The organism is Yersinia sp. Marseille-Q5920 (assembly GCF_946902935.1).
GTDB classification, from domain to species: Bacteria; Pseudomonadota; Gammaproteobacteria; order Enterobacterales; family Enterobacteriaceae; genus Yersinia; species Yersinia rochesterensis.
The window spans coordinates 40,466-59,241 of record NZ_CAMPQA010000001.1 but is presented as its reverse complement, the minus strand read 5'-3'; the positions used below and the strand labels follow the sequence as shown (position 1 = coordinate 59,241).

Sequence of the window (18,776 nt, the reverse complement as noted above, 5' to 3'; positions counted from 1 at the left end):
ATAAGACTTATTTCACATTAAAATTTATTTGGTAAAGAGAATGGAAGATCAAAGTACTTTCAGAATCAAATTTGCCTATTTTCATCCAACGTGGGATAGGAATGTACACTCAATTCCGACGTTAAAATCTCAGGGGCAAAGTGTATTGCCTAGTGAATTTACCCTTGAAATGGATAAAGCCATTTTTTGCCCCGAATGTTTCACCCCGCTAACTAGAAGACCAAAACATAAGGAAATGACTACAAATGGTCGGAATGCTAGTTTTGCTCACTTACGTTCGTTCCGTGACGTACCTTGTTTTTTGCGCTCTAAGCCAGCAGAAGGGAAGAAATATTTAAGCGAGGAAGAAGCCAAAAAAGCAATTTCAGATGATCAATTGGCAATCGTTAAGGCATTTGTGACTGAGCGCCCTGAAATAAAGAAATCTGAACTTGGTACTTACGATCAAAACCATCTTGAGGATATCGATGGTGGTCTATCTGAAGTCGCGATCGGTAGGCATACAGGTAAGTCGTTCTCTCTACCAAGTGTAATAACCACTGTGGCAGGTTTTTGCCGAAATTTTGACAATAATTACTATAAATTTTTCGTTCTACCAGGTGAAAATAATGCAGAACGTCTTGATAGATTATTAGTTGATATAAATACAGTGAAAGATGTAACCCATTCGCCAAGACTATATTATGGAAAAATACAAAGCAGTTCGAGCAGGCCTTGGGACTCATCAATACGAATGACTAAATTAGCATGGGAATATAACAAAGATTACGCTGATTTCTATTTTAAGCAGAAAAATAAAGATGCTCAAGATAAACATATAAACGAAGATAGTCGAGGGCGCTATATTTTCATGTACGGCACAGTGAAAAGGAGCGGAATAGGTTTATGTTTATCTGATTTGGGCTGGGGGGAGTTCGCTCTTCTTCCAGAGAAATATAACTATCTATTGGATGATAAGCTGACGCAAAGTTGATAAATCAAATTGATGTTATCGATCTTGTTCGTATAAAAGCCAAGCTTGAGGTACGCAACGGCAAGGTTCGTAAAGTTAACCACCAGGCGGAAACCGAGGAACAGGCCGCGCTGATTGAGTGGGCAGATAAAACTGTTATCGATGGTATCTGCGTAGGGGATTATCTTATCCATATACCCAATGAGGGGAAACGTGGACCAAAGGCGGCGAGGGATGCAAAGCGACTTGGATTGAGGAAGGGTGTGCCGGATTTGTTTCTGGCGCTGCCGCGTGGCGGCTATGCGGGGTTGTGGATAGAGATGAAGGTAAAGTCCCGATTAACATCTGCTGAGCAGTTTCGCTGGCTGAGAAAGCTGGATAATGTTGGTTACGTTGCAACTACTTGTTTTTCTTTTGGTCAGGCTACCCGAGCGATTTATTCGTGCGCTGGGCGGTAAAGATACCGGGGCTAAATTCGGCAAGCTGGTGGCGCATAACTTTATGGAAACCATGGCATTCAACCCTATCCCGCAAGTCGCCATGCCGATTGCTGAAGCTTATGTTAACTATGATTTCTTCAAAGGTGGCCCGATTGAGAACATGGCAGACAGCAATTTGATTGCGGGTGCTCGTTATAACGACCAGACCAGCCTGTTAATGCGTGAAGTTGGGCAGGCTACCAATATGTCACCTAAGATGCTGGATCATATTGTTATGGGATATACCAGCAGCTTGGGGGGTTATGTGATGGGCGCGACCAATCTTCTGATGCGTAACCTGAAAGATTACGGCGAAACCCCGGCCATGCGTTTGGATGAGTTACCGGTGATTAAATCATTCTTCAGGGGATCTGATCCGGCTAAGTCTACCCAATTCACAGAAGATTTTTACCGCATGATGACTGAAGCCAATCAGATTAATAGCACTATTAACAGCTTCCGTAAGCAGGGGCGTGGCGATGATGCAAATGAATTGATAGAGGACAATAGAGGGAAGTTATCGCAGCGTCAGGGGCTAACAGCGACGCAAAAGCAAGTGAAAGCACTGAATGCCCAGATTGAAATGATGAGGCGGGACCGGATACTAACGGCTGATCAGAAAAGAGAAAAGATTGACCGGTTGATGGCAACCAGAAATAAACTGGTACAGCAGGCGGTGGAAAGGGTGAATCCGTATTTTAATAAGTGAATTGAAAGGGAGTTTGAAAGAACTCCCTGATTTATTAACTTTTGAGCAAGGCAATGTAGCCATGGTCATAGATGGTTTTGATTACATATTTTAGGTGAGCGCGTTCTAATACATAATGGTGAACCGAACTGGGGCTTAATGATCGTCCCCTTTCAACCAACCTGCGATTACCTCATTCAAGCCGTGATATATAAAAAAATTGGTGGTAAACTAACAATAAGAACAGGAGGTAATCATGCCTACATTATTTAAGCTTTCAGACAAACAGTTACGACAGATTTCCGCCTCAGTGTTAGAGAGTGTAAAAGCTAAATCTATAGTTACATCTCCTGCCGAGGATGTGTTGCGTAACAATGCTGATAGTTCTGCTGAATTAGCAAGTAACATCAAAACGGGTTCGACTGCCATTACTAGTAAACAAGCTACTAGAATATTTGGTAATGCTTTCAAGAAAGTCGTCTCTACAAAATAAATTTCAAAGCCTTAGATGAGGCTTTTTTGGCAAAAAATGACTCAATCGAAAAAGAAATGGGTTTTCAATGAATTAGTAACTTCGGGTGACGATGCTCAAGAGTTGATGGCTTATGCAATTTATAAAGTAAAGAAAAACCAACTTGCAGAAGCTTGTCGAAATCTAGGTTGGAGTGAAAAATTGATTCAAGAGGAACTTGATAAGTTTCATGAAATAACTTTGCTAGTTGGTCTTGAGGATTATCGAATTAAAGCTCAGGCTCTTTTCCTTGAAGTGGCGAAAGGAGCAGCAGAACATGTCACACCTTTATATGAAGCAGAAACAAACAAATTAAAAAAAGAACATAGTGAGGCCATTAAAAAATTAAAATCACAAATTGATGACTTGAGAAGTAACGCAGTTAAGCGTTACATTGAAAAAGTAAACGAATACAACCTCAGCCAGAAAACATGGCAAGAACGTTATTTAATTAGGCCTTTAAAATGGGCGTTTAGTGGATTACCTAGTATCTTGGCTTCAGCTTTCACGTTAGGTGTTATTGTCGCTATTATGGGGTATTTTGCCGGGCCAGAAAAACGCACTTTAATTATTTCTGAAGGTACAAAAAATATTCTTGAAATATTAGCACCAAACCAAATTGTTCCCGGTGCACCTGACCTATCCAAGAAAAATACTGACTAATTTTATGATAGGGCTTACGCCCTATCTCATCAAATCGATATACTAAGTGCTATTAATGTATAATCATCTTCTGCGCCAGTTTTCTCTATTCTTTTCTTAAGACTAGAAGCATAAGATGAAGGGCTTGACATGGTTTTATCTGATAACTTAGGACGTTTTTCCCAAAAACTATATGCTCCATCGGTCATTGCATACAGGAAAATACAGTCATCATGTTTCGGAATATCATTTAAATCTAATGTGTAATAATCATATTTCACATCATGATCTTTAGAGATAGCTTTAGTTAGAACGCGAGATAACCTTGTCTTGTGTTCTTTAAGTTTTTTAAAACTAAATTCCTTGGAATCAAGGAGTTCCTGATACTTAGTATGATCTTGTGTTAATTTTTTAAGTTTATTATTGGCGTCTTTATAATAAACTCTGCTGTCACCGATATGAGTTATTTCTAATTTATTGCCTATAATAGATACGATCGATAAAGTTGTTGCAGCCTTTGAAAGTTGACCATGACTCTTAGAAAGTTCGTTAAGTTTTAATTTAGTTGTCTCGAAAACACGGTCAACTGAAAACTCATTGTTTTCTAACTCATTAGATAAACATTCTATTGCGATTGCTGAAGCATTACCAGCCCCTTCATATGAGCCAACACCATCAGCAACAGCGAATACTATCCTACTGTTTTTATGTATAAATGGTACAAAGCAAGCATCTTCGTTGATTAATTTATCTGGTCTTGCTAAGCAAAAAGAAGCTAATTCTTTAATTTTTAACATAAAGCATTACCTAATTGAGTTAGAATAGTCAACAAAAAGCGAGTCGATATCTCTATACCGTTCATCATAAAAATAAGCAGTGCATTTGCTAATAACTTTCTTGAGTTCAGTATTTGGATTTGGGTACAGTTCTTTTAGAATTTTACCAAAAGCATAGATATCGGATTCCTTGTAGAATTCCCCACTCTCAATGCTTTCTGGAGCTCTGTAACCTTCGGTGCCAAGTTCATTGGGCGCAAATCTAGTTTTAACTTGGGCTCGCAAAGTATCTTGATCTTTAACAAGTCCGAAATCAGTTAATTTATATATACCGCCAGGAAATCGTATAATATTGGCTGGTTTCAAGTCACGATGAATATAATCGTTTTCATGGACAGTTTTTAATCCGCTCAAAATTGATAAAACAGCTTGGCATTTTTCATAATCGTTAAGAGTTTTTGATTCAATATCACTTTCCAAATTAGAGTCACCTAATTCCATTACGAAAAATGGTTTTTCTAACTCTGTGTCATATAAACAGATGTGAACTATAGAATCATGGTTCAGCAAATTAAGTTTACATTGTGTTTCTATTTCTATTAAAAATCGCTCTCTGAGATTCGCAACTGCTTTTATTTCGGTTGTATTATTATCTGCGCTTGGTGAAAATGTCTTTCTAGCGTACCACGTATAATGATCCTTTGTAGAATTGTAAACTTTTACTTTGTCTACAACACCGCAGCCTCCGGAGCCAATTTCCCCAACACTATCAATGAAGTAATTACCTTTTTCAATCATTCACTCGCTCTCTGAGGGGGTAGATGCTAGTCTTTCCAAGGAAATTTTGTGACCATTCTATTGCTGTGAATTTTTAAAATCAAATATTACATGGATTTATTCAATACTCGACTTCCATAGCTGAGTAATACTGCACTAAAGTAACTTTGACCTGCTCTTCGTTGATTGTGACATGACCGTCTTAATTTTGGACGGGTATGTTCGCTCTTAGCTGTCTGTCAGTACAACATCAGCAATTATTTGAAGGCATCATTAACAATAACGAACAGAACCAATAACAGAATAAATCCGATGATACCCAAGATGATACTGGTATTACTGTCCATGTGCATATTGCCTTTACCTGCAAGCAAGTAAGCAGCGATAACAAAAGGAACGCAGAGAGCAGGGTGGATGGTGACCATTACTGCGGTTAGTATTAGGCTGACTATAAATAGTGTCGATGTCATGTTTCCCTCATTTTAGCGCCCGAACTTTTCCCGAGCATTTTCGAAATAGATGATAAGTATATGATCATGTTGATCTTTTAAAGACGGTGTTAAACGTGTACTAAAGGTCATAATTCTGATTATCTTATTGTTTTATATAGATAATTTTAAGAATTCTCACCTTTAGGAATCGTATTCGGTCTTTTTTTATTCATCTTTTAAAATCAATCATATACATAAATATCAGTCACTTACCTCGCACCCTGTTACTCTTCATTGCTTGCTATTTCATCCGCTATCGCCACTTTGCAGCCACGCTCAAATCGGGCTAATGGGTTGAAGTGAATAGCGTCTTCCAGGTGGTCTGGCGCGAAGTGAGAGTAGCGCATGGTGACTCGAATATCTGAATGGCCGAGGATGCGTTGTAGCACGATGATATTGCCACCGGCCATCATAAAGTGGCTGGCAAAGGTATGGCGCAGAACGTGGGTCATTTGCCCGACGGGCAATTCAATCTGTGCTAGCCGAATAACCCGATAAAACTGTTTATAACAAGGCTCGAACGGTTTGCCTTTGCGAGTTGCCAGCGCTTGATACATATCTTCTGATAGCGGAACAGTGCGGTTCTTTTTACCTTTGGTATTAATAAAGGTGATTTTATTGGGGGAGACTTGCGAAGCTTTCATTTTCGCAATTTCATTCCAGCGGGCACCGGTGGATAAACACAAACGCACGATGAGCGTTAATTCAGGATTACCATGCAGGTCGCACGCGGCTAATAGGCTGTCAATCTGATCATCATTCAACCACGCCATTTCCCGCTCGGGTTGGTCGAACTCGCGAATATTCATCAGTGGGTTAGGGAGGCTCCATTCGCCGAGCCGCGTTAACTCATTAAACACCGCGCGCAAATAAGCCTGTTCACTGTTTACCGTACCGGTGGTAACCATGCGGGTACGCAGGCTGGTGCTGTAGCCGTTATTTATTTCTCCTCTTAGCCGCTGGTCACGATAGTGCGCCCAATCTTTCGGTGTGATATCGGCTGCAATCGGGTTACCTAAGCCCTTACAGATAATCTCCAGTTTAGCCAGCCGACCCTTTTTATCACTTAAAGAGCAGCCATGCAGTTGGTACCAAAGGTCAATCAATTCCAGCAGTTTGCGGCGATCTTCTTTCTCACCTAACCAGGGTTTATGTCTGGCCTGTTCCATGGTGTAGCTTTCATACGATAGCGCCTCACCTTTGGTGGTGAACTGTTTTCTCACCCGTTTACCCTCGCGTCCTCGCGGGTAGCGCAGGCGAGTCAGCGCACGGCCAATGCCAGTTTGGGCATGCGGGCGCAGGAACTCAATATGCGTAAGAGCGAGTTTAATTTCCAGCGTTCTCAAGCTGAACGCCAGCAGCGCATGCAAGAAGAAATGCCGGTTGTTCAGGCGCTGTATAAGCAGATTGAAACCACCGGTCAGGTTGATCCTCAATTGTATGGGCAAATATCAAAGGATAATCCGCTTCATCCGTCCCGCTTTTTTGGTCAGGAAGCCATCAATAACGTGATGGAGATTAACCAGATTATGCCGAAAGTGCTCTCCGGGGAAATGAACTATAACGATCCGAAAGTATTAAAGACGATGAATACTGTATTGGCCCCTTATATTGAGCGCAATATTGATGAAGTCGATCCGGAGTCTGGCAAGAAGATTAAGAGCAAAGAACTGGCCCATATTGGCATCAGCGAAGATGGTAAGTTTGTTATCCCCGGCCTGAAAGTCACCTATAGCGATGGTTCAACCGCCAATAAACCTATGACTCAATTCGGTTCCGCTGATGTGAATGACAACCAGGTAGCGAAAATCCCTATCGATGAGTTTATGAATAAAGTCAGAGGTTACAGCCAGATGGTTGGTCAGCTCAACCAACCAGATAGGGCCAAGTTCATTGGCAGTATGGTTAACCCGCCGGATAAAGCCGCCATGCGTCAGGAAAGTGAAGGCTACCGCAAAGAGCTGCTGGATATTGGTAAAGATGAAAGTAAGCAATTAGCCGCGCTGAATAAAGACGGGGCCATGATGGATGAGAAGCAACTGGCCGCCGCAAAACAGGAAATAAAAAGCAACTCAGAGCAACGCCGCCAGCAAGCTTCTGAACTCTATGGTGTTGGTGGGGGCCGTGGTTCTCAGAATCAATCCGGCATTGACCCGGTTGAATTGGAGGCATTTGCCGGGGAGTACCAAAAAGAATTTGGTGAAGTGCCAGATCTGAATAACCCACAAGATCAACAGGCCTTTATGGCATGGAAACAACAGCGGCAGCAAGTGAAAGGGCAGCTTCAGAGTGCACCACCCAGCATAGTTCAAAATGCTCCAACCGATAATAGCAATACTGCTCAGCAGTTAAGGGAAATACAACGATTATCAGCTGAAAGATAATTAATAGTTTAAGCCCCATTAGCTAATTATTGCTGAACTAGCACCTAAAGGGCAATGTTTTAACCTGAATGAACACTCTTTAAGATTAAATTATTACGTGATAATAAATTCTTCTGTGACATAATCATGCGTGATATATCTAATGTTATTTTCTTAAAGCTCTGAGTGTCACTGACATCATTGTATTTGTTGGCTAGTGTAATTATATCTTCGCAAGCTTTTAGTATTAATTGGTGATGGTCATATTCTTGAGATACTTCATCTTTTTTAACACTTAGGCTATGTTCAAGTTTTATTAACTCTTCTCTTTTCTCTTTTATTTCATTATCCAATTGGATGATAGAATCACTCATGACCTGATGTTTTTCTTTTAATGTACTTATGTCCATTTCACTCTTGGCTTCAATTGCATCAAGATCCGCTTGATTTTTCTTATTGATGAGTTCAATTTCCGCTTTATGCTCTGTTTGCACTAATTCTTTTTTGTGTTGAATTCTTGTGTTTTCTTCTAAAGTGGCGTTTTCTGATTTTGCTTTTATTTCAGCCAAATCAATGAGGTCCTCATATTCCCTTTGTTTGTTGAATTTTTCACGTTCCCTTTTTAGCTCTATCGCTTTAGCATGTTTTTTGTCGATCCATCCCTGAGCGTATGGATAAATTATAGCTAGTGAAACTCCTATTAAAACCGGAAGTAATAAATAAAAAAAGTAATTCAATAAGGTAGGGTTACTTATTATTTTTATTCTTTCCTCAATTGTTCTTTCACTGAATAAGACAAAGAGAATATTTGACCAGTTGGCCGCAAACCAACTTAGAATTATGAATCCAAACAAAGGACTATCAAGCCTTTTTGATATGGCATTTTTTACTGAGTTGGTTATTTCTTCCATTTTTTATCCTGTCTTTTTTATAAAAGTATTGCGTCTGCTGTTTTATTTGCGTGTAACTTCAATGTTAAGGTTAATTTTTTATGTCCCAACTCTACAAATTCATTTTTCCATAAACACCTTCAACCTGGCAGGAATCACCATCATCAAATGTCAGTGTACCGCTTGAGCCGTAGGTAATCTTGAGAATGGCGTTGTCTGCCAACGCTAAATTCAAGCACATAGAGGTTATAATAAAATTGTCTGTGCCAAAAATATTGTACAAATTATCATCTTCTCGACTCACCTGTACTTCATATGTTCCCGTGTTCAAATTAACCGGCCCTAGGATTCTCTGAACATCGCACGAGTCCTTGCTATCTATAAATATTAACTTGTCGCTGTACCCTTCAGTACGAAGGTAAGCATCTTCTGAATAAGCATAGGTGTAGCAGTACCTGGTTTGAATCAGTGTATTTTTACCATCGATTACATAAAGATTACTGTCTTTTCGGGTTACTGATACTTCGTATGTTGCTGCTGTGGTAGAGAAAGATATAGAGATCAGACAGATGAGAACATACAACGTACGCATTTTAAGCATTTCCTTTACCAAAAGTAGTAATTAAGTTGTTAATTATTATTATCAATTCAACGTAAAAGTCATGAACGACAGAATTATAGACCTTGTTGGGAATCTGTAACGTGCTAAATTACAGAAAGATGCCAAGCCTCACTTTTTAGTGGGGCTTTTTTTATGCCTAAAATTTGGAGTCTGTTAAATGACCTACGATCCGCAGCAACAACGTCCAGAAGAACAAACAACTAACAGTAATCGTGAAACGCTTAATATCCAGCAGCCCGGTGAAAATGCGAATACCGGTTTCGACTGGGGTGTCGTTAGGGCTGCGCGTGAGGCTGCTGGGCGACAGTCAAAAGTGCCGCAGGCCAATGACCCTAGCGTAGGTTTAAAAGATGTACTTCTTTCCGCTGCGGCGGCACCAACAGATATCATTAGTGGCAACGCTCAGTTATTTAAGGCGGGTAATCAGCGTTTAGATGATAAAGCATCAGAATATCGAAGTGGTGAAAAGAAACCGCTGATTGATATTCCGGTTAGTCCTGAAATGTTGAGGGTGATGCAAGAGAACAGCGGCAATCTGTTATCACGTGCTGGTAATGCAGTGATTGGTGGGGTGGGTGATCTTGCTCAAAGCGCTTCGAAAGAAATCAAAAGCAATTATAGCGAGGGCGCTAAAGAAGCTGCGGCGATGGATTTTATAACTTTTGAACGTGACAAAAATAAAAATGTTACTGGAATTAAAGCTGGTGCTGGCCTATTCGATAAAGATGCATGGATGATTAATGCAATCCCATCAATATCGCAAATGTTTTTAACGGCAAGTGGGGCAAAGCTAGGGGCTAATGCGGTTGAAAGGATGGCTGAAAAGGGAGCCTACAATCGTTTAATTAAGGTGCTTCCTGAAGAGGCGGCAAGGGCCACAGCAAAAGAAACTGCTCAGATGGCAAAAAGGAGAGCCCAAGTCACGGGGTTTGTTGGCGTATCGACGGGTACCGCTCAAGGTCAAGGCGGTAATGATCCGGAACTGTATCGCGCCTTTACCATGATAGACCTTGAGCGCAGTAACTCTACCTTTATGAAAGCGGCCCGCCAAGCTAAAAAGGTGCTGACCGTCAGCACTACATCGATGCCTGACTTTATCATCCGTAACTTTATGCGTGACTCTATTCATTCATGGGCCATTAACAAAGATGGTTTTAAGCCAGTTACCGCTTCATGGGCCGGATTTAAAAAAGCATTACGCACTGATGATAGCCTGGTGGATATGATGTTTGCCGGTGCCACTTTTGGTGGTGGTTATTCGAATGTTTATGATCCGGCATCGACTGCTAAAACCATTCGTAGTGTTCTACGGCGTAAAGGTTACAACGACAGTCAAATCCACGAATTCGAATCCTCAATTGCCCGTAACAGCAAAGAGGTGATGGGCAAGATTGAACAGGGTTTGCATAAATATAAAAATCTCAGCGAAGCGGCGGAGAATGCTAACCGACTGGCCACTTATGAGGCCGCCATTAAATCAGGGAAAAGTAAGGCTCAGGCAGCATTTGAATCGCGTGATTTGATGGACTTTAGCATGATGGGTGCCAGCAATATCATGATAAACCTGAGTGATATGCTGCCGTTCTTCAACGCCCGCATGCAGGGGCTGAGTAAATTAGGCCGAGGTATCAAAGAGAACCCGCGCGAAGTGCTGAAACGCGGCGGCATGATCACCGCCGCCTCACTGGCACTGATGGCGCTGAATTGGGACGACAAACGCTATGAAGAGCTTCAGGACTGGGATAAAGACACCTATTGGCATGCATGGATTGGCGATCAGCATGTGCGCTTCCCGAAACCGTTTGAAATTGGCTTGATGTTCGGCACCTTAACCGGCCTTGGCGCAGTTTTTGCCGTGCCTTGGTTGAGCGCTATCGAGGTGCGGGCTGATGGAAACCATTGAAGAGATGTATCCGGTATTTCAGCAACTCATTTCACTCGCTGCTGCTGTCCCCCTCGACCGTGTTGTATTAGCCGATCAAGGCCGTAACCCACCAATCGGTAATAGCTTATATGCCACTTATAACCCGGTGCCGGTTCGAGCCTATGGGCAAATACGGCGCAAGCGCGAATTTATCCCGGCCATTGCTGAAACTGATCCGGCGCTAGGGGAGGAGTGGCAAGACTTGCAAGAAACAGTCTGTACCTCAATGGAGTTTTTGCTGTCGGTCAATTTGCTCAATAGCGGTGCGGCAACTGCCGCCATGCATTTAGCCAATGCCAATTTTCTGGCGCCCGTCAGTGACTATCTGTTTCGTCACAAGATCGCCTGGCGTTTCTCCAGCAATTTCCGAAATCTCACCGGATTGTTACAAGCCGGGCTACAGCCACGCTATCAGGCTGATATCCATATATTTATCGAAAAAAACAGATCCTACGCGCTGTTACGCGCCGCAGGGTTTGACATTCAAATTAGAGAAAGAGACAGCTCTTATGGCTTATCCGGTTGATAATATTATCCCCGTCAATCTTATTCTGACGGCGGCAGGGTTGGGCTACGGTGATTTTTCCAGTGCACTTACTTTTGCTGATCCGTCAGATTTAGTTGATGAGGGCGAGTTTGCTGTAGATTCATTCCGTGACTATGCATCATTGCCAGAACTTGGCGCTGATTTCCAAACTGACAGCCCGATTTATTACATTGCCACCCGCTACTTTGCGCAAATTCCCAAGCCGCCACAAATTACCGTCTGGATGAAAAACGAAGAAAATTCACTGTTGGAAATTGTGAATAGCGCCACTGATCGTATTTGGCGCTATCACTACTTCTTTAAAGCCAGCGATTTAACCAGCAATGACATTATTCTCCAGTTGGCCGATTGGTCTGATGCTAATAGCCATCCGGTCTGGTGGACATTTAGCGCTAACGACATTGCAGACCAGAACAAGGTGGGGGATGTGGTATCACTGCTGAAAAGCAAAGGTAACCGCCATGTGTTTGCTGGCTATAAAACCGCTGAATCCGTCACTACTGACCCGACCCAAGCCTATGCCATGGTGCAACTGGCCGCCGCATTCCATAAGTTCAGGCCAACAGGGTTAAACACCGCTATTACCGGCGAGTATCAGGTGTTACCGGGGGTGATGGGTGATGATATGGCCACCAGTGCTTATAATGCGTTAAAAGCCAAAAACGCGGTGTTTTTCACCAAAATTGAACTGGCCGGTCAAATTGATAACAGCCGAGTGATCAACAGTAAATCGATGTCGTCCTATGGCGAGTTTATTGATGATGTGGTCAATCTGGATGTGTTGAAAAACCATATTCAGGTGGATGGCTACAACTACATTGCTAATGTCGGCACCAAGCGCGCACTGACACCACGCGACTATGACGGGTTACTGTCTACGGTTGCTACCACCTGCAAACGCTTTTTCAATAACGGGGTGCTCGGTACTGGCTCTTATGTTGATCCTGACGATGGCGTGACTAAAGTCGCTGATTTTGGTTTTGTTATCCGCTCCCGCCCGGAGGATGTCCTTTCGCTGACCTCCGACCAACGCAAAAAGCGTGTTTTCCCATTAACCACCTTGTTAGTGATTTTAGGCCGTGCCGGTCATATCGCTGAAATCAATGCCACCGTGGAGTAATCCCTTATGACCATGCACAGATACGGCGCTGACGGCTCTAACCTCACCGTCTTTGGTATTCCTATTGATGATTTTGGTGATACCGACCCACCGATCACCATTGAAGATTTAGAACCTCGTGCCGCGCTAAAACGCGGTATCGGTGGCACTTCGGTTCGGCTGGACAATAAAACTCGCGCCAAGCGCTTGACCATCAACCTGATCCCTGGCTCGGTACAGGCACGCCAGTTATTGGCGGTGGAGAAATCCGGTATTGATGCCACTTTTACCTTTTCACAGACCGGCACCGATGAACGCTTTGCCGGGTTCGACGGCATCATGACTAACCGCGGTTCAGCCACCCGCGCCGGAAAAAGTGGTGTGTCTGATGAACAATTTATTTTTGAATTTGCTGACTCTGAGGAAACTTAATTATGGGGCGTCAAATTGAAGTCGTGATCGGTGACACCCTTTTTCGCGGGGCAACATCACCGGCCAGAGATCAGGTCGAAATGCTGCAAATCGCGGCTAAGTCTGGTTTGTTACCGGCGATCAACCCCAATGTCACCGCAATGGGTATGGCCGCCAGTTTAGCTTCCGTCGATATGATGAGCTTAAACCGCTTGAAAGAGCTGTGTTTTAACAGCGGTAGCATCGTTCGCCAATCCGATAATATCCCGGTGGGCGAAAACCTGTTCCAAGATGAAGCCCATAATTACCTGGTATTGCTGGGGCAGGTACTGAGGGAAAATATCGGCCCTTTTTGGCAACTCAGCGGCGAGGGAAAAAGCGCGGAAAACAATCCGCAGCACCCTCCCGCGTAGACTGGTTTTTATGGCGACCTTGCGCCGGTGCCGGGCAACATTGCCCGCCACTGGCAAGATGGTCAGATATGCTGGATGGCACTTACACCATTGATGATGTGCAACTGATGCATGAGGTGTTGGATGAAATTGCGGCGGTAGTGGTGACGAAGAATGATTAGCCTATGTGTTAGCAAATTGTACTTGGGACAAGCTAAATTTGGATAGGCCAACTTAAACTAATTTAAATTAACCCAACCTTTAGTTGCTCAAAGATGAGCATTGGTAATACACTTGGCTATGATCAACATAAGCACATGCATGAACAGCGGAGGATATATGTTGCGATCGACTCGTAGGTACTTACGCGCTGCTGGTAGCATCATGGATATCATGCCTTCGACTAATTACGAAAAGTATGTGAAATCTGCCAGTGATAGTGAGCAGATTCACGGTGACTTAATAGCTATCTCTAATGATATGGCAAAAGTAATTGAATCATATGGAAAAAAATCAAAAGCGGCTCCGGAAAATCCAAAGAAAGAGCTGGATTGCCAACAAAGCACGGATAGTAAAGAGCTAGAGCTGGTCGACAAGATTGAATCAGAACTTATTGAACAGCCCGAAGTACTTGAACGTTTGTTGGAAAAACCAAGTATTAAGCGTCAAATATCCATGTTTCAAGGCCCCTTGCCGCCACCGCAAATGCTATCTCAATATGAAAAAATACTCCCAGGCGCAGCGGAAAGAATTTTCAGCCTAACGGAAAGAGAACAAGCAGCCAGGCATGGAATCCAAGATAAAGCCATTAATGGGGCGATTGGGAAGGATAGAAGGGGGCAGTGGATGGCTTACTCTATCACCTTATTTATTTTGGTGATTGCTGTTGTTTTTGCGTGGCGAGGCGATAAATGGTTCGCTGGAACATTAATAACACTTGATCTGATAGGCTTGGCATCTGTGTTTGCGATTGGACGATTAAGTCAAAGTGATGATTAGCTCACCTAACCCGCTCAGGCGGGTTTTTGCTTTCAGGTTACATATAACAAACGGAAATATTTGGCATTAGCTAATATCATTATCTTTTTACAGAGTGACACTAAATCGCATGGATTTTAAACACAAATTAATCATAGGACTCGTAGCCTTCGTGTTGGGCGTTCCATCATCAATCTATGGATTTCAGTGGATTATGTTTAAATTATCAATGCAAATGGTGAATTGTTCAGAAGATATAAGTCGTGGAGTATCTTCTCTTTTACCAAATGATCAGCTTCAACAGGATTTCTCTTTGGTTGCTACCGAATTTGAACAGTGTCGCAAAAATATAGATATCAAAAAAGGAAGCGTAGAATTTATCAAGGAAGAAATAGCTAGAAGCAAAAAAGATATCGAATAATAATTATGTACAATTAACTTCTCGCCAGTATTACATTCCTGACTTGATCATCAAACCCGCCACTGCGCGGGTTTTTTTATACCTAAAATATGAGGTTTCCATGTCAGAGACAATTGATTCTCTATTGGTTTCCCTTGGCCTGGAAACAGATGCAAAGAGCTTTCAAACCGCCAATGATGCCGTTAAAGGGATTAAAGACGGCATATTGCAACTGGCCGCCGCAGCCGGTACCGGTGTTGGGTTAAAAGCCCTGACTGCGGATTTATCTGCCTCAGTATTAGAAATGGATCGGCTGAGTAAAATCACCAATTTTACCGTTAAGCAGATTGACGGCCTACGCTATGCGATGCGCAGTCTTGGCCTTAGCCCGGATGCGGCAAATCAGATTGTGCAGAAAATCCCTGACCTGCAACAACGTGCCAGGCAAGGAGAGTTAGGCGACAAAGCTTATTGGAATGGCGCGTTTAACCCGACTGAATTTGCCAATAAAACCGGTATGGACTCGCTCAAGTATCTTATTGATGCTTACGGCAAAATGGATAATGACCAGCGGCGAAATTTACGCAGTGGAATTGGCAGCGGTGATAATGATCCTTTTACCCGCTTATTGGAGGGAGGTAGCAAGGGGCTTAATGCTTCACTGAAAAATTTTGAGGAGTTATATAAACCGCTCGATCCCAAGCTCATTGATTCAGCCAACGAGTTTAATAAAGAGATGGCAGATCTGGCGACTAACTTTGACAATCTGGCCCGTTCAATGGGGGGGGACTTGCTGCCAATCATCAATGCGTTATTAGAAAGTATTAATCAGTTTATTAAGGAAAACCCAGAAGTCTCCAAAGCGATTCTGACTGCGGCTGGTTTGGCCGGTACCGCTGGTGCATTAAAATTTGTCGGCGGTATGTTGCCCGGTGGCGGGAAACCACCCGCAGGTGCAGCGGGTGGGCGCGGCTGGCTGTCGCGGCTGTTAGTCAATCCGGTCACTATCGGTGCTGCGGCTGCATTGACGCCGGGCAATATTTTTACCAGTGCCGAAGATGCTAAAGCAATGAGTAATCCCGAGGCTCTCAGGCGTCAGAATTTAGCCAAAAATAAGTTAAATTTACATTCCTCAGAGAGTAAAAGTGGGAATAGTGGGGTTAATGATATCGATGATGTGACGAATATGGTCGATGATTCTATCAATAATCAGAAGCGGGACTTAAAAGCTCCAAGAGATCCCTATGCTAATGAGACGAGCTATCTTAACAATCAGATTGATGATTCTATCAATAACCAGAGTTGGGATTTAAATACCGTAAAGTACCCCCCTGGCAATAATACAAATCATCTCAATAATCTGGTTGATGATCCTGTTGTTCGCCAATATTTGGATGTGTTATCCAAAGCCGAGGGAACCGCTGGTTATGCCAATTCGGGGTATAACACGATGTTTGGCGGTGACCAGTTCTATGATGTTAGCGACCATCCACGGCAATTAAAAGATTTCACCCAAACCGACGGTACAAAAAATAAAACCTCCGCTGCCGGGCGCTATCAATTCACCCGCGATTCTTGGGACGATGCAGCTAAATCGCTAAACTTAACGGACTTCTCCCCGCACAGTCAGGATCTTGCCGCATTGTTTCTCATTCAACGTGCTGGTCAGTTAGAGAATGTAGTGAACGGTAATTTTGCTGAGGCTACCGGAGGACTTGGTAGTGTTTGGGCCTCATTGCCATCATCGAATTACGACCAACCGAAACGCTCATGGGAAGATATTCAGGGCTACAGCGACCGTCAGATTACCCCAGCGCAATCAATCGCCGCATCTGCTCCCCGTGGTGATGTCAGGCTAGAACAACACAATATTATCCATGTTGGCACTGTTGGGGGGGATACGGAATCTATCCGTAACGGGGTGTTACAGGCGACTACCCAACTGGCCCAACAGGCACGAGACATGATGCATACGGAGCATTATTAATGGCTATTACCGGATTATTTACCCGTAACCGTCCGAAAATCGGCAATCTCTATTTTGATGCTTTATTAGAAGAGTCCAGTGAGTTACGCACTGATGTGAGTGAATTTCCGTTGGAAGATGCGAATACCGCTCACGATAACGCCGTAACGCGCGCGCTGGCACTAACCATGATTATCGGTGTGTCCGATAACTGGTTTCGTGAACTGCTGGCCCAGCAAGATAGCAGCATTGCCGGACTACTGGGGGCCGGAGCCAGTATCACTACCGGTATGGCGGCCAGTTTGCTTTCTGGTCGGGCAGCGGCGCTGGCAGGGGTGGCTGCTTCAGTTGGCACCAGTCTGTATTCCGGCAGCTTGGGATCACAATCGCGCTCAACCCGTTCGCAAAATTTACTCGAGCAATTGCGTGAGTTGCAGCGTTCACATACGCCGTTTGAATTAGTGGCCAGCCGGGGGGCCGCCTATAAAAATTGCCTGATCACCAATACCCGTACCCAATTGAAAAAAGAGAATGAGGGTGGGTTGGAGATTGTGGTTGAACTATTGCAGCTCAATATTATTTACGATACGGTCGCTGAAACTAATGACAACTTGCCCTATGGCGATAGTGCTGCCACTCAGGGGCAGCGTGAATATTCATTTGGTGAAGTCTTTGTCGAGGCCACGTAATGAAAATAATTCCGCTAAACAACGGTTACGCCGTGCAGCGTTTCCGCGTGCAATTAAATAATCACTATCTGGTATTTCGTTTGCATTGGCTCACCCGCTTTAATTATTTCTGCGTCGATATCTATGAGCAGGGTGAGCCGCTAGTTTTAGGGCGTGCTTTGCATGTTGGCGTTAATTTACTGGCTGGACTCAATACCGATATTGGCCCGCTGATATTAGCCGGGGAGACCCCGACTATAGCCAATCTTGGTATTAATAATCGTCTGACATGGTACCCCAATAATGAGTAGCTATTTTGGCCGTAATTACTTACTGACCATTACCCCGGTGAGTGGTGATGAGCTTACCTATCAGCCACCATTAGAGATCCGTTTTGCTGTTGATAATACCCCACAAAATGTTGATGCCACCGCCAGAATCACTCTATATGGCATTTCAGCGCGCACCCGCGCCTTGATCCAGCGCTATGACGACAAAGAAAAACGTTATGGCAACCTGGTATTAAAAGCCGGTTATGGCGACAACATCGGCACGATATTCAGCGGACGGATTCACAATGTCGAAGTGGTCAAAGAGGGGGTAAATACCTGCCTGCGGTTATATTGCCGCACGATGGGGCTGGCATGGAATACCGCCAGTTTTAAAGTATGGGGAGTCAATACTCCCGCCATAAAAATGCTGAAAGATGTCGCAGGTGAGTTTGGCCTTGATGTTGAAGTGATTGGTGATTTTTCAGATCTTCCCCGTTTTGCCTTTTCCTATAATGCCGGTGGTCGACTGTGCCGCGATATTTTGAATGCCTTACGGGAGGACTGGAAATATTACTGGATGCTAACGCCAACACGCGTTTTATTGGGTAGAGAAGGAGCAGCAAGAAAAGGGGTAACCCACGATATAACCGCTCAGAACGGCATGGAAAGTGTGCCTCGCTGGTATCTCAGCACCATGGAAATTGACGTCAAAATGAATTATCAGATTCAGCCGGCCGATGTGATTAATGTTACGTCGAGTTTTTGGACGATTAATTTCAGCGGCATGTATAACACCGACCTCAATAATCTGGCGAATATTCAACAACAGACCGGCCAGTTTAATGTGCTGCGTACCTACCACGAAGGCACCTTATGGGGTGATACGTGGAAAACTACGCTGATCAGTCAATGGAGAATGCCCTGAGGT

General features: G+C 43.5%; 23 protein-coding genes. 17 read left to right on the top strand and 6 right to left on the bottom strand.

Annotated features, from left to right (window positions below):
- Nucleotides 1-40 precede the first annotated feature (40 nt).
- The 5 genes from OVO64_RS00325 (at nt 41) to OVO64_RS00305 (ending at nt 3,293) form a co-directional block, all read left to right on the top strand.
- Nucleotides 41-973 carry a hypothetical protein gene (locus OVO64_RS00325; protein ID WP_145586259.1) on the top strand — a complete coding sequence of 311 codons (933 nt, stop codon included), beginning with the start codon at nt 41-43 and terminating at the stop codon, nt 971-973.
- Nucleotides 970-1,410 carry a VRR-NUC domain-containing protein gene (locus OVO64_RS00320; RefSeq protein ID WP_267248504.1) on the top strand — a complete coding sequence of 147 codons (441 nt, stop codon included), beginning with the start codon at nt 970-972 and terminating at the stop codon, nt 1,408-1,410. Before OVO64_RS00325 ends, OVO64_RS00320 begins: the two co-directional genes overlap by 4 nt.
- The gene (locus tag OVO64_RS00315; protein ID WP_267248503.1) at nt 1,334-2,140 is read left to right on the top strand and encodes an LPD38 domain-containing protein; all 807 of its coding nucleotides are present in this window, start codon (nt 1,334-1,336) and stop codon (nt 2,138-2,140) included. Before OVO64_RS00320 ends, OVO64_RS00315 begins: the two co-directional genes overlap by 77 nt.
- Nucleotides 2,141-2,375: 235 nt before the next feature.
- Nucleotides 2,376-2,612, top strand: a complete 237-nt coding sequence (locus OVO64_RS00310) for a hypothetical protein (protein ID WP_145586301.1) — start codon at nt 2,376-2,378, stop codon at nt 2,610-2,612.
- Nucleotides 2,613-2,648: 36 nt separating this feature from the next.
- Nucleotides 2,649-3,293 (top strand): hypothetical protein, encoded by a 645-nt coding sequence (locus tag OVO64_RS00305; protein WP_145586303.1) that lies wholly within the window; start codon nt 2,649-2,651, stop codon nt 3,291-3,293.
- A gap of 29 nt (nt 3,294-3,322) precedes the next feature.
- Here OVO64_RS00305 and OVO64_RS00300 read toward each other — a convergent pair whose 3' ends face one another.
- The 4 genes from OVO64_RS00300 to OVO64_RS00285 form a co-directional block, all read right to left on the bottom strand.
- Nucleotides 3,323-4,069 carry a PP2C family protein-serine/threonine phosphatase gene (locus OVO64_RS00300; RefSeq protein WP_267248502.1) on the bottom strand — a complete coding sequence of 249 codons (747 nt, stop codon included), beginning with the start codon at nt 4,067-4,069 and terminating at the stop codon, nt 3,323-3,325.
- A gap of 6 nt (nt 4,070-4,075) precedes the next feature.
- Complete coding sequence (locus tag OVO64_RS00295; RefSeq protein WP_145586460.1) at nt 4,076-4,846, bottom strand: protein kinase domain-containing protein; 771 nt, start codon at nt 4,844-4,846, stop codon at nt 4,076-4,078.
- A 236-nt stretch (nt 4,847-5,082) separates the two neighbouring features.
- Nucleotides 5,083-5,295 carry a hypothetical protein gene (locus OVO64_RS00290; RefSeq protein WP_145586462.1) on the bottom strand — a complete coding sequence of 71 codons (213 nt, stop codon included), beginning with the start codon at nt 5,293-5,295 and terminating at the stop codon, nt 5,083-5,085.
- A gap of 245 nt (nt 5,296-5,540) precedes the next feature.
- Nucleotides 5,541-6,593 carry a tyrosine-type recombinase/integrase gene (locus OVO64_RS00285; protein WP_323744639.1) on the bottom strand — a complete coding sequence of 351 codons (1,053 nt, stop codon included), beginning with the start codon at nt 6,591-6,593 and terminating at the stop codon, nt 5,541-5,543.
- A 33-nt stretch (nt 6,594-6,626) separates the two neighbouring features.
- Here OVO64_RS00285 and OVO64_RS00280 point away from each other — a divergent pair, with 33 nt between their 5' ends.
- Nucleotides 6,627-7,700, top strand: a complete 1,074-nt coding sequence (locus tag OVO64_RS00280) for a hypothetical protein (RefSeq protein ID WP_267248501.1) — start codon at nt 6,627-6,629, stop codon at nt 7,698-7,700.
- Between the two features lie 59 nt (nt 7,701-7,759).
- Here OVO64_RS00280 and OVO64_RS00275 read toward each other — a convergent pair whose 3' ends face one another.
- Nucleotides 7,760-8,590 (bottom strand): hypothetical protein, encoded by an 831-nt coding sequence (locus OVO64_RS00275; protein WP_053012591.1) that lies wholly within the window; start codon nt 8,588-8,590, stop codon nt 7,760-7,762.
- Between the two features lie 91 nt (nt 8,591-8,681).
- A complete protein-coding gene (locus tag OVO64_RS00270) occupies nt 8,682-9,161 on the bottom strand; it encodes a hypothetical protein (RefSeq protein WP_053012590.1) in 480 nt (159 codons plus the stop codon).
- Nucleotides 9,162-9,348: 187 nt separating this feature from the next.
- Here OVO64_RS00270 and OVO64_RS00265 point away from each other — a divergent pair, with 187 nt between their 5' ends.
- The 11 genes from OVO64_RS00265 (at nt 9,349) to OVO64_RS00215 (ending at nt 18,773) form a co-directional block, all read left to right on the top strand.
- Nucleotides 9,349-11,094, top strand: a complete 1,746-nt coding sequence (locus OVO64_RS00265; protein WP_267248500.1) for an LPD38 domain-containing protein — start codon at nt 9,349-9,351, stop codon at nt 11,092-11,094.
- Nucleotides 11,081-11,641, top strand: coding sequence for an LIC_12616 family protein (locus OVO64_RS00260; RefSeq protein ID WP_267248499.1), 561 nt, complete (start codon nt 11,081-11,083; stop codon nt 11,639-11,641). Before OVO64_RS00265 ends, OVO64_RS00260 begins: the two co-directional genes overlap by 14 nt.
- Entirely contained in the window at nt 11,625-12,782 is a 1,158-nt protein-coding gene (locus OVO64_RS00255) for a DUF3383 family protein (protein WP_145585480.1), read from the top strand. The genes OVO64_RS00260 and OVO64_RS00255 overlap by 17 nt, the downstream gene beginning before the upstream one ends.
- A gap of 6 nt (nt 12,783-12,788) precedes the next feature.
- Nucleotides 12,789-13,193: a hypothetical protein gene (locus tag OVO64_RS00250; protein WP_025378479.1), complete on the top strand. Its 405-nt coding sequence runs from the start codon at nt 12,789-12,791 to the stop codon at nt 13,191-13,193.
- A 2-nt stretch (nt 13,194-13,195) separates the two neighbouring features.
- Nucleotides 13,196-13,585 carry a hypothetical protein gene (locus OVO64_RS00245; RefSeq protein ID WP_050291215.1) on the top strand — a complete coding sequence of 130 codons (390 nt, stop codon included), beginning with the start codon at nt 13,196-13,198 and terminating at the stop codon, nt 13,583-13,585.
- Nucleotides 13,586-13,948: 363 nt separating this feature from the next.
- Nucleotides 13,949-14,563, top strand: a complete 615-nt coding sequence (locus OVO64_RS20485; protein ID WP_323744634.1) for a DUF2335 domain-containing protein — start codon at nt 13,949-13,951, stop codon at nt 14,561-14,563.
- Nucleotides 14,564-14,756: 193 nt separating this feature from the next.
- Nucleotides 14,757-14,963 carry a hypothetical protein gene (locus OVO64_RS00235; RefSeq protein ID WP_145510126.1) on the top strand — a complete coding sequence of 69 codons (207 nt, stop codon included), beginning with the start codon at nt 14,757-14,759 and terminating at the stop codon, nt 14,961-14,963.
- A gap of 100 nt (nt 14,964-15,063) precedes the next feature.
- Nucleotides 15,064-16,929, top strand: coding sequence for a glycoside hydrolase family 104 protein (locus tag OVO64_RS00230; protein WP_145510125.1), 1,866 nt, complete (start codon nt 15,064-15,066; stop codon nt 16,927-16,929).
- Entirely contained in the window at nt 16,929-17,597 is a 669-nt protein-coding gene (locus OVO64_RS00225) for a phage baseplate protein (protein ID WP_019079697.1), read from the top strand. Before OVO64_RS00230 ends, OVO64_RS00225 begins: the two co-directional genes overlap by 1 nt.
- Nucleotides 17,597-17,887, top strand: coding sequence for a phage baseplate plug family protein (locus OVO64_RS00220; protein WP_050094889.1), 291 nt, complete (start codon nt 17,597-17,599; stop codon nt 17,885-17,887). The genes OVO64_RS00225 and OVO64_RS00220 overlap by 1 nt, the downstream gene beginning before the upstream one ends.
- Nucleotides 17,880-18,773 (top strand): hypothetical protein, encoded by an 894-nt coding sequence (locus tag OVO64_RS00215; protein ID WP_050094888.1) that lies wholly within the window; start codon nt 17,880-17,882, stop codon nt 18,771-18,773. The genes OVO64_RS00220 and OVO64_RS00215 overlap by 8 nt, the downstream gene beginning before the upstream one ends.
- Nucleotides 18,774-18,776 lie beyond the last annotated feature (3 nt).